Source organism: Nocardia sp. NPDC047654 (assembly GCF_043205035.1).
In the GTDB taxonomy this organism is placed as follows: Bacteria; Actinomycetota; Actinomycetes; order Mycobacteriales; family Mycobacteriaceae; genus Nocardia.
In genome coordinates, this window is the sequence record NZ_JBIDDF010000005.1 from 246,908 (window position 1) to 259,167 (window position 12,260).

The 12,260-nt window shown below is 67.0% G+C and carries 1 protein-coding gene (cut by a window edge); it reads right to left on the bottom strand.

Translation table 11 applies throughout. The features are described 5' to 3' along the window. Window positions 1-83: 83 nt before the first annotated feature. A protein-coding gene (locus ACGF7Y_RS18290; protein ID WP_393235101.1) for a LuxR C-terminal-related transcriptional regulator crosses the window boundary here: on the bottom strand, window positions 84-12,260 show its final stretch. Its footprint extends 25,458 nt past the window's final position; 12,177 of the gene's 37,635 nt are visible here — the last part of the coding sequence; its start codon lies off the right edge, out of view — the gene reads right to left on this strand; its stop codon occupies window positions 84-86.

The window sequence follows — 12,260 nt, forward strand, 5'->3', positions numbered from 1 at the left end:
GGGGCTGCATGGTGGCATCGCCATCGCCTAGCCGGGGGTAACCCGGTGGGCGCACCTCACGGAATGGTGTGGGCGTGCCGATCTCACGGCGTGGTGTGGCCAGTCCAGTGGAATCCCTTCAAGAAGTCGGCCGCATGCATTCCCCTCGGCAGGTGGCGGTCGATTTCGGCGAGGGTGGGGTAGCGGTCGTTCGGTGGGTGATCGAGTTCGTCGAGGAGTTGTCGCAACTCCCGGGTGACCACAGCGTCCGGTTCCAGGGCGAGATCCGCACGGATGCGGCTACTCAGCGCCCGCATGCCCGCGGCGAGATGGTCGGGATCGGTGACGCCGTTCCAGTCGAGGTCGTGGCTGATCGCGGCGCGAGCCCCACGGCGACCGTGCACCGTGAAGGTCACATCTTCCACCTCGGACCGGCGGAGGTAGGCGCGGAGTGGGGAGACAACCTGGTCACCGGCTCTGGTGGGGGCTTGCCACGGTTCTATCCACAGCTTGTCGAATCGCGCCGTGAGCCAGCCACTTTCGTCGAACTCGATGGAAAGATCCAGGTCGCCCGCCTCGGCCGGATTCGCACCACGGCTGACGAACACACCGCGGATCCGTATTCCGGAGATGGACTCGTCCTCGGTGCGCAGATAGTCGACACGGGTCAGCCGGAGCTCGAGCTCGAGGCCGTACTGCCGTTGCAGGCCGGACAACCTCGGTAGCAACTCGCTTTCGGCAGGGGGATCGGCGAGTAGATCCGGTATGGCCGGCACCTCCGACAGGCTCGGGTCCGGTGCGACGGTGGTCCGCCGAGTCGCGTGCGTCGTGGTATCGAGATCGGCGCTGGGCAGCTCGGGCCGGGGCAGGCTCGGGTCGGCGGCATGCAGCATGAGGTCGCGGACCTGCTGATAGGTCAGTCGCGTCCCGCGTGACGGCCACTGCCCGGTCGTCTCGGCGTAGCTCCACAGGGCGAGGTAGTCGGAGTAGAAGCGACTTGTCAGGGGGCCGGCTGTGGCGCGGTCGAGGCTGATCTTGTGCACGAAGTGCCGGGAGTCGGTGTACAGCGAGTCCAGGGCGGCCATGGCGCGCAGCCGCCGGAACTCCCGAACCCCGGAGTCACCGTGCTGGTCGCGGATTTCGTCCTCCACCATGATCGTCACCCGGCCGAGGGCCTCCGGCGGCCATGGGTTCCAGAAGATGGTGACGTAGTCCCACAACCGGTGCCGGACGCTGGTGAGATTCCAGTTGTCGAGGCGTACTTCGCCGTCGGGCCGGACCCACAGGTTGCGGAAGGTGGCGTTGCCGTGGGTCAGCCCGGCCGTCCAGGTGGTGTCGCCCGGCACCCAGATATCGTGCGGGAGCGGAATTCTCATTTCGTGCAGGAACGGATGAGATTGTTCCTGCTTGATCCGCTGCATACTCAGGTACAGCTGTTCCTGTTCGGCTACAGTGCGGACCGACAGATCGTCGGGCAGCTCGACCGCCCGCAACCGCCGCAGCTGCCGGAGCAGGGCGCGCAAAGTCTGTGGCCAGTCCGGGTCACCGGTCGTGGGGACGCGACCGGGTCCCATTTCGCGGAATGAGTAGTCGTCGGACTGGGCCATCGTCGTCGGCGCGTCGACACCCACCTGCCGGGCCAGCTCTTCCGCGCGTTCATCATCCAGCGCGAGATGGTTGACGAGCCGGTCCCCGGCGCGGAGTTTCGGATGCGTGGGATTGGCGGCCAGATCCTTGTCGCCAGGCGTGGCGACGATACGCCGCACCTTCACCGGGTTTCCGCCGCCGTCGGTGACGCACCAGACCTCCGTGTAATGACCGGCGACATCCGGGGAATTCGTCACGACGGTGATCAGCATGCGGGCCGCATCGTCGAGCGCCAAGCCGCCGTCCTGGACCGGTTCGGCGATGTCGAGCAGGTAGTCGGTGCCTTGCGGGCGGCGCAGGGCAGGGCGGAATGCGATCGGGGTGGTCGGCGCCGCCGGATCGGTGAGGTCCTTGTACGCCCATCGGCGGGCGAACAGCGCACCCGGCCCGGCCTGCCCGCCGGGCTCGGCGACCCAGCTGTAACCGCACCGCGCCGCTCGGACGCCGTCTTTGCGCGAGACCTCGACCTCGATCGCGTCGGCGCCCAGCCGGCGGGCCAGGTCCTCGGCCGGTCCGAGGAGGTACGGGCCGCCGTAGTCGGCGGCGAGACGATCGAGGTCGGCGCCGATCGGTTCCGGACGTGCGGTGACTCGTCCGTGCCCGTCGAGGTCGAAACGCACGTTTATTTCGCCGTATTCGCGAGTGCCGTCCATCAGCACGGTTCGCAGCCGAATGCGGCTCACCACGCCCGGGTCGTCGTCACCGAGTGGCTCGTGTGCCGCCGCGACAGGTTCCAGCCTGGCCGGTCCGTCGGTACACCGCAGGGTGGCGATGGCGTCGGACAGGCCGGCATCCGCTGCGGCACTGTCGTGCCCGACCGCGGCCCGCAGCAACTCGCGCACCGACAGCCGCGGCAGTCCGGATGTGTCCCGTTCCGTCGCATGGGTAGCCGGTTCGGTGGCTGTCGACGGGGCAGCGGCCGAATGCGTCGCCGCATGATGGGTTTCGCGTTGCCGCACGAATTGGCGTGACCATCGCTGCAAGAGGCTACGCACCTGGGTCTCATCCGGTGCCCGTCGGCCCGCCGCCGTGAACACGACCTCCAGGTTGCGGTGCAACGCATCCGTCGCGTCGGCGAGGAAACCCGGGTCGCGCGCGATCAGCAGCGGCAGCCGGAAGCTGTCTCCGGCAACGGATTTCCATGCCTCCAGCAGCCGATATCGATCGAAGTCCGCAGCAGCGTGCGCGCCGTGGTCGCGCCGCAGCCGCGCCCGGCACCAGTTCATGACCTCGTTCCGGACGGTGGGGGTAGGCCAGGGGTTCCTTGTCGCGAACGCGACGTAATCCCACACCGGCGATCCCGGCTGGGTCAGTTCCAAGTCGAGCAGCCCGACCCCATCGGGGCCCAGCTTCATATTGAGGAAGGTTGGATCGCCGTGCAGCACACCGAGCTGGATATCGTCGTCCGATGCGGGCCGGACGTGGAAGATCTCGTACAGGCCGGGCAGACCCAGCTCACCGTGCAACCGATCATCGGTGTCGAACTCCAGGGGGATCCGTGTCACCTCGCGAACCAGCCGCTGCTCCCATTCGACGCGGGTGGTGGGTACTGGTTGCTCGGGTTCGGCCTCGGCCCAGTGCTCGGCGTGCAGGGAGTGCAGGCGGTCGAGGACGGGGAACAGGGCCTCCGCGATGTCTTGCCACGGAACGTCCGGCGTGGGGTGTTCGCCGTCGAGGTACTCATGGAACAGGTAATGCTCGGGGTAGGACTCCTGTGCACCGACGTGATACAGCGCCGGTACCCGGACACCGGCCTTGCGGCACAGCTGGACCGCGGCGGATTCCCCGAACGTCAGGCCGATCCGGGGATCGAAATTGGGATTCGGAGTATTGATCGACGCCCGGATGACAACCTTCCGGCCGTTCAACTCGAAGATCCAGACCCCGTGATGATTCCCGGCGAAGTGGGCTCGGTTGCGGAACAGCGTGGTGAGAAGTTCGATGTCGGTTCCGGTGAATCCGGGATCTTCGGTCTCGTAAGCGACGGACGCCGTCCGGGCGGTCGGTCGCGGATCCGCGCCGGGGAGCGGATCGGAAACGTCCGCGGCCGCACCGTCCAGCACGCCCCACCACCGGCGGTCTTGCGGCCACTGCTGTGATGACGGCTCGAGATACGCGGCCAGCTCCGCGAAGGACGGTCGTGCCTCGGCGGGCCGGTCGAACCGGTCGAGCATCGGGTCGGCGATGAGTTCCCGCGGGTCGGTGCTCAGCACGTGCGCCGTGCTCTCCCGCGACTCGGCCAGATGGTCCGGATCGGAATCCAGCCGAAGACCGTGCCGTGCCGCGATCGTGAAGCCGGTCGGGCCGTTGACCGGCACGATGACCCGGCCGTCCGTGCCGACACACTGGCGCAGTTGCGGAACGAAGTGCTGCGCGAAGTGCCCGCCCGCGAAGACCGGGTCCACCACGAGGTGGTCGAAAGTGACCGTGAAGCTGCCATTTTCGTCTTGGCGGACATGGAAACGCATATCGCCCGCTTCGTCAACGCCCGGTAGGCCCTCCGCGACTCCGCCTTGATCGGCATCGAAACGCATGTCGCCCGATTCGCCGACACGCCACGTGCCCCCGGCGACAATGGTGGCCGATACGGTCAAGCACCGGTTCCCGGCGTTGTCGGTGTACCGTGCGGCGGTCGGTGTCACGACGTAGTCGCGGGGACCGTACCGTCGATCCAGCAGATTGTTCACGACAGCCAGCAGTTCGGTGTCGCCTGCGACCTCGGCGGCCGGCAGAACCGAATCCGGACGAGCTGTGGGCACGACAGCCTCCGGACTTTCCGCGGATGATGGAGCCTGCGGACTCGGCTGCACCGCAGGCTCATTCGGCAGCGGCGGCAGCCCCTGCCTCCTGCGCACCTCGTGCACCGCTTCCAGCATCAGCGTGCGAACGACATCCGGCGACTCCGGCTCCCATCCGCGCAAGCGGCACAGCCGTCGATAGTCGGAGTAGAACCGTCCGGTGAGCCGGTCGGCCTTGCCGGCATCCTCCGCGATCTGCTGGACGAAATTGCGTGAATCGGCGTAGAGCGAGTCGAGGCAACCCATGGTCAGCAGCCGATCCAGCTCCGCTTCTGCGCCCGGTCCCACCAGCCCGTTGGCCTCGAGGTCGCGGACCTCGGCTCTGATCTTGCTCTCGACCTGCTCGGCGATCTCCGGTGGCCAGTTCGACCACAGCATGGTCACGTAATCCCACAGCGGGTGCGTGACGGCGGCATTATCCCAATCGATCAGCGTCGCGGTGTCGTTCTCGTCATCGATTCGCAGGTTGCTGAGCGTCATGTCGTTGTGATTGAGGCTCGGCCGCCACACCGCGTCGTCGGTCTCCGGCGACCAGGCCTGATGCGGCGCGAGGCGGAACAGCCGATCCAGCCAGGGCGCGCGGCGACGGTAGTTGCGGCGCTGCTGATCCAGGTAGAGGTGGAGGTGTTCGGTCACAGGCCGCACCCGCAGATGCGGGGGTAGCTGCACATTCAGCAGGCGTCGCTTCACCTCGAACATTCTGTTCAAGACCAGGTTCCAGTTCGGATCATCCGGCTGCGGGGTGCGTCCGTCGGCATACTCCTCCACGTAGTAATCGCGCCACCGGTATACCCGTGCGGGGACATTGGTCACAGTCCCGGCAAGCAGCACGGCATCGGGTGCATCGAAGGGAAGCCAATGGAACCAGCGGACATTCCGATGGGTCGGGTCGGGGTTGCGGGTGAGGTCTTTCTCACCTGTGGTCGTCGGCAGTATCTGGTGCACGACTATCCGGTTGCCGTTGTCGTCTCGGTAGCGCCACGCCCGCTTGTTGTTTCCCTCGTAGTCGGGTGCTCGGAGTCTGGCCCGCAGGATCTGCCTGGCGGCAACCTTCGAGTCCAGCGTGCCGCTGCCTTCGCGCTTGATGTTGTCCAGCAACGTTTCCTGTGCGGGCGGGTCCATGGGGATGGCTACCACCGGCCGCGCTTCGGGTTGGCTCCATTCGAGGTCCCCGACAGCGGGTGCGTCGGCCATGTCGATACACCCGGCCCACGGCGCGGCGATCTCCTGGAGCGGCACACCGGCGTCGATCAGCCCGGCATCCACCAGTTCCCTCGGCGAAGGAAGGTCACCGGCCCGCAACCTTCGGCCTACTTCTGCGACGCGGGACGGGACGGCCGGCTCGCGCTGTTCGAGGTCCGCTATGGCGTCGCACAGGGCCTTGCGGATCATTTCCCTCTCACCGAGGTGCTCCCTGTTCCAGTCGAATCCGGCCCGAGCCGCCGCCGGCCAGTCGCTGATCAACGTCACCCGGAGCCGGTCCGCGCCCGCGTCACGAACGAAGTCGAGTACGAGAGGTTCGACCTTCTGGCTTTCCAGGCCGCCGACGCAATCTGCGACCATCCGGCCGGAGGCATCTGTGGAAAAGGTGAAATGGATTTCGCCGCTGATGCGCGTGCCTTCCACGACCGCAGCCGTGACGATGGCGGTGACGAAGCGGTCCGGAGAAGAGCCCAGCAACCGCAGCCTGGTCGGCTCCAGCCGTCGCGGTCCGTCCCAGCGTTGGACGGCGGCCAATGCCGCCGACTTGTCCACATCGTGGTGACCGGCACCGAGCTCCCTGTCGACCGCGTACACCATCCGCCGGATCCACCGGCGTGGTTCCGTCGCACGAGCGGGAATCTGCCAGGCAGATGCCGCGGTGGCGGGCGTGTCCAGCAGTTCCAGCTCACGTAGTGCCCATTCCGCCAGCAGATCGTGTACCGCTTCCTCGGAGATGGGGTCCTGCCCGGCGGCGCGGCGGATGAGGGCGACGTTCCGGTAGAAGTCCGGAAGTACCTCCTCGATGGTCGCGAACCCTGTGGCGATCTTCTTGGGTAGCCGGTAGGCATCGCCGATGATCGACTTGCGTGCCTCCAGCAGGACGTAGCGCTCGAAGTCCGCTACCAGTTCGTCACCGACACCCTCTCCGTATCGGGATTGCAGAATCGTGCGGATTTCGGAGTGCACGGCACGTCGCTCGGTGTCGTCGGCCCACTCGTTCACGAGGTAATACCGGGCCCAATCCCATGCGATGGGAGCGTATTGCGCGAGTTTCGAATCGGTGAATCCGATGCGGCCGTCGGCGCCGCGCCGCATCTTGCGGCGGATCGGGTTGCCGTGGGTGAAGCCCATCAGCTCGCGGCCCTCGTTGACGAGCGTCGGCTGCCACGAGACGAAGAGCGGGACGCCGCCGATCAGTGTGTCCAGCCTGTGGTCGAAGTCGCCGTGCTCCAGTTCCAGTACCCGGCGTCTTTGCTCCCGGTCCCATAGATACTTCGTGTGGGGAGTGGAGGACATGCCGTGTAGTCGAGACAACTCGAGGAAGACGTCCTGGGTTGTGCGGTCCCAACCCTCGTCCGGCAGGACTTCATCACCCGCGATGTGCTCGTGAATCGTCACGCGGGTGTTGAAGTCCAATGCCATCGGCGATGATTCGGAGTCATAGAGCAGCCTCGGGCCCCGCACCCCGGCCCGGTGGAACAGGTCCGACGCTTCCGCCGCCGGCTCGGCCAGCGAGGCCAGATCGAAGCCCAAACGCTCCGCCTCGTCCAGGTACACCCGGACCGTCACCATCGGTTCCGAGGTCGCGCCCGGTCCGGCGGGCAGTGGCAGATGCCAGACACCGCATTGGTTTTCGGATTCGTGCGGCGAGGTGACTCGGACCTGTTCCATCAACCCGAGTACCTGCTCGCGAGTGAGTCGTCGATCCAGGCCCGAAGGGATGGGCTCGGCCGCGACCGCCGGTGGTGCACAGCGTTCGCTCAGCCACTGGGGCGCGTTCTCGACCGGTGCGAGGCCCGCGCGCAGCAGCAGGTCGCGACCGTGCAGTTCCACGGCACCCGAGTCGTCGGCCGCCTTCACCCGCAGCACGTCGGCGCCGATGCCGCGCACGAAGTGCCGAACCAGGTCGAGGAACGACCCTCGTCCTGCCTCGCGCCGGGTGGACCGATACTCCGGCAGGAAGTCGCCGGCCGGGCCGGGCTCGACGTAAGCCGTGACGATTCCGGCGGCATCGAGCTCGAAAAGTAACTCCACATCGCCGAATTCGGCCTGATCGATCATTACTGCGGCGTGCATGCGAAGGCGTAGCGCCCCCTCGCGCCCGGGGTCCGGCTCGTAGGCGGCGCGAGTCACGTTCAGTCTGTGCGTTCTGCTCGGTGTCGGTGTCGGTGTCGGTGTCGACGGAGGCAGGATCGTGTGGCTCAACTCGACCTGCTGTCGCTTTTCCAGCATTCTTCGAATCGAAGATTCGAGCCGTGGCGGGAGCGGCTCATCGAGTGCGGGTGTGAGATAGGCGTCGAGGTTCGACGGCCGTCCCTGGGACAGGTGGCTCGCGAATGTTTCGAGCACACGCTGACCTTCGTCCTCGGATATCGGTCGAGGTCCCACTTCCCGACGCTGGACGGCCAGGTATTCGGACCAGGTGGTGCGCTGCCAGGACTTCGGGAGGGCCCGGCCGATGGCCGCTTCGCGGCGCACGAGGGTGAGGTTCGTGGAGAACGCCGACAGCAGATCGGTGTATCGGCCGGGGTCGGTAGCGATGTCTGTGGGCGCGTGGAGCGCTTGGCCGATGGCCGCGATTCGTGCTTCGACCGCAAGGTAGCGAAGGAAGTCGGCTTCGGCAGCGCCGCCGTGCCGCTGCCGAATCTGCTGCGCGCACCAGTCGATCACCTGTGGCCGTACCTCGGGTGGCCAGGGATTGCGGACGGCGAATGCCGCGTACGCCCATGCGGGTGGGCCGAATTCGGTGGGATTCGCACCCGATCGGGCCGGTGCGCTGTCGCGGACGAAGCCGTCGAGTATCGGCGCCCTGTGCAGGCCGACAGGCTGCTCGTCGCCGTCCGCCGGATCCTCTATTGGCCAGAACATCTCGGACAACGGCGGCAGGCCGAGCAAGCCCAATCCCGATTCCGTTCCGGGGCGTAGGCCGGCGACCCTCGCCTCCGCACTGCGCACCGCACGGCGCACATCCCGCTCCCATGCGGCGCGAGTCGTCGTCACCGGCGCCCCACCCGCCGGGATGTGCTGTGCGAAAAGCCGCTCGGCCGCATCGCCGCGGAACGACAGATCCTCGCCCACCAGCTCGGCAACCCCCGCCGAGGTACCGGTGGCGTGCCCGGGAACGACGACATCGCGGCCCAAGGAGTCCTCGTCGTCGGGGCCGAGATCGATCGCGACAGGGTCTTGGGGGGTGCCGGGAGTCTTCCCTGTATCGGTGGGGCCGTCCGGCAAGTATCCGGGGTTGGGGCGCCAGTACCGCGGTAACTCGTCGGCAAGGGCGGCGAAATCGCCTCGCCAGATTTGCGCGGGAATCTCGAAACAGCCCATGACGCGGTCGCTACGCAGGCCGCCCGGCCAGTGCACGGAGATGACGCCGCCGTCCTCGTCCACCACTCCGAATCCGCCGGGCGCGTCGATGACGTAGATCTGGTGGACAAGGGTCCACTCGGAGGTGTCGTCCATCATCACCGATTGGCCGTAATCGGCTGCCCGATTCACCCGTACCGTCGTGTAAACAACCCTGCCGTCGCGCTGTGTCAGCGGGACGAACCCGTCCGCCCACAGGACGCTGCGCGGACGCGTGTCGCCACGGAACAACAGCCCTCCGCCGATGCGCCACCCCGATTCCGGATAGTCCTCCTGGAGTGCTTCCCACCTCCGCCGGATCCCGTCGAGATCGACATCCGGCTCGGTGGCCGAGGCGACCAGCACATCGTCGGGCACCTGCGCGGCCGGCTGCCAGTGCACCGGTACCGCCGGGCTGTCGAGGATCTGCCGCACCACCTGAGCGCCGTCGAGCGGATTCAGAGGAGCGCCGGTCGGCGGACTTTCGACGGAAACGTGGTCATGGGGGTCTTCGTCGCCGAGGTCGATCGCGACGGGGTCGATGCGGTCGCCGACCGGCGGGTTGTTCGTCTGTGCGGACAGTTCGAACCATACGGCTTGGTGCCAGCCGTGCTCATGGCGTTTGAACAGCTCGACGCCGGAGCGTATCGGCGTCGGATCATCCGCCGCCACAGCCCGTCCGGGGAGCACGGCGAGACCGGAGCGGGTCGGAATGCCGCCTCGTGCGTTCCGCGGCATCGAGGCGGCGTGCGTGTCGAGCAGCGTCACGCGCAGCCGGTCATCGGTTGTCTCCGCCACTAGGTGGACTCTGCCGCGGCGGTGTTCGGCCGCGTCGGTCACCATGGCCGTGAGTTCGGCGCACGCGAGGTTCACTTGTTCGGCGGGCCAGCCGTCGAGCTGTTGGGCCAGCCAGGACGCGGCTTCCGACGCCGCGTCCGGGCTGTATCGGCCCTCCGGCTCAGCACGAATGATTCGCTCGGACCGTTGGGCAGACTCCGCCACTGTCGCGGGTCCAGCGGCCGCGACGGAAATATCCTCGGTCGGAGCCGTTTCGCTGCCCATCGCCCAGGACGCGCCGGAGTCGGTGAGCCAGGAGGTGAGCTTGTCGTGCACGACCGACCACGCGGCCGCTGCTCGCGCTTGATCCTGTCCGAACCGGACGGCGGTGTAATGCGCTGTGACAGAGTCACCGTCGGTGCGCAAAGTGATCGTGCCCTCGGCAGGCTCACTTCGGGCCGCGTTGACCCGGATGGTGAACGACTGGCCCTCGGCGGTCGCTTCCCAGGCGACGAGGTCGTTCCAGAAGACAACGCGGTTACCTGCGCCGTCCTTGGCGGACGAGTAGCCGGACAGCAGCTTGTATGCGTCGCCTTCGTGGCTGAGTATTTGTCCGACAGGCATCTCGGCTGCCGCGCCTCGCCACATCAGCCCCTGGTGCTCGGAACCGAACTGTGTGTCGAAGTCACACACGCTGAGATCAGCTCCGCTGTTCTCCAAGGCGTCGAGGATCTGCGCGGGGTTCATCGGATCCCCGTTCCATTCCTCGAAACCTTGGCTGAACGCATCGAGCCCTTTCACTCGGCCGCTGATCCGCCACCATCCGAAGCCGCTGATCTCATCCAGCGATACGCCCTGCGCGAGGAGTGCGCTGAGCAGATCCTCGTGCGACGCGTCGGCGGTGACGAACTTCCCGTTGGTGAGCAGGATGAAAGGGTCGCCGATTTCGGGATCGCTGGTGTGACAAGGCTCTTTGTCGGGCCCCGTTCCGGGCAAAACGAACCAGCCGCGCGAATCCACCTCAGGCCACACCAGTTCGATGTCGTCGGCAGGCTCGAGCGGAATTTCCGGCAATGGCATCGTGTCGTAGGTGGATCGGCTCGTCCCTGAGTATGACGCTGTCCTCGGCTCGCCGTCGCCGAGGTAGATGGCCACGGGGTCGATGTGGTCGCCGGACGTCGCCTCCGATGTGGTGGATCTCGTTGCCGGACGGTGGTCGCTCGCGGCTGCTTCCCGTTGCTCGTCGGGGAAGCGGAGATCTATACCGGCGGACCGTGCCGCCTGCGCGAGGTGTGCTCGGTTGCCTACCCGAAGCTTGCGGTAGATGTGCTGGGTGTGCGTGCGGACGGCTGCCGGAGTGATGGCCAGTGCTGCGGCAATCTCCGTGAAGTACATGTCCGCCAGAAGCATTCGGAGGATCTCGGTCTCACGATCGGACAGCACCACCGGGCGTGGCTGCGGCTCGGTCGTTGCCGGTGCGTCGGTGGCTGGGCGCAGTAGTGGGGCGACGGCACGGATCGCACGGAACTCCCGCATCTCGAACGCACGACTGCCGACGTCGGCCGCCTCCGCGGCCTCCGCGCGTGGCAGGCTGCGCACAAACCGCAATATCAGCGTCTGTCGATGCGTGGCGTTGGTGAGTCCGGGGAGGGCGAGTATGAGTGCTTCCGGCGTGGTCTGCTGAACCAGTTCCCGATCGGCTTCTGCCCCGGGACGCGCTTGGGCATCGCCGAGCAGCAGCGCCGAAAGTCGTTGAATGCCACGATAAAAAGTATTGCGGTGGTCCCTTCCGTGCGCTTCGGCCAGTTCGGGACCGGCATGCCCGAGTACGAGCCGGTCCCTGATGACGGCACGCTGCTTCTCACCGAGGGCGGCCAGACAGCGGTGGAATGCGTCGGGATCTTGTTCCTGGGCCTCCTCGACCACCGTCAAGGCTTGATTGCCCGCGCGCTCCTGCAGCAGGCGAGCGAGACGAGCGAAGGTGGCATGCTGTGCGATGCGGACCGCCCCTGGACTGCGATCCAGCCAATCCGCGGTCTGGTGGGGTGACATCTCGAGTCCGAAGCGAAGCTGGAGAATACGTCGCTGCGACGGGGCGAGTTGTTCGAGGCAGCCCTGCAGCGCCTGGCGGTCGTTCTGCAGCGCCTCCCGGACGATCGGTGGCAGGTTCCGGGCGTTCGCGTTGCGGGCCAGCGCCACCACCAACTCCGCGGCCGTCGTTTCGGCGGGGATATCCGGCAGGGCGGCCGCATTGTCCGTCGGCTCTGAACGAGAATCCGATGTGGGGGCGGTGTTTTCCGGCTCGGCCCGGGGCGCGGCGGTCGGCCCGGGAGTGCTGCTGGATTTCGCACGCTGCGGCCTCGGTGTGTCCGGGAGTGAGGCCTGCACGCCACCCTCGTCAGCAACCGCTGTGGCCAGTTCGCAGACCGCATGCCACAGCGAGAGGGGCTCGGCGGCAGGGTCGCCGGGCATCACGAACCGTGCATCGGGACCCGAACGCCTCGACGCGAA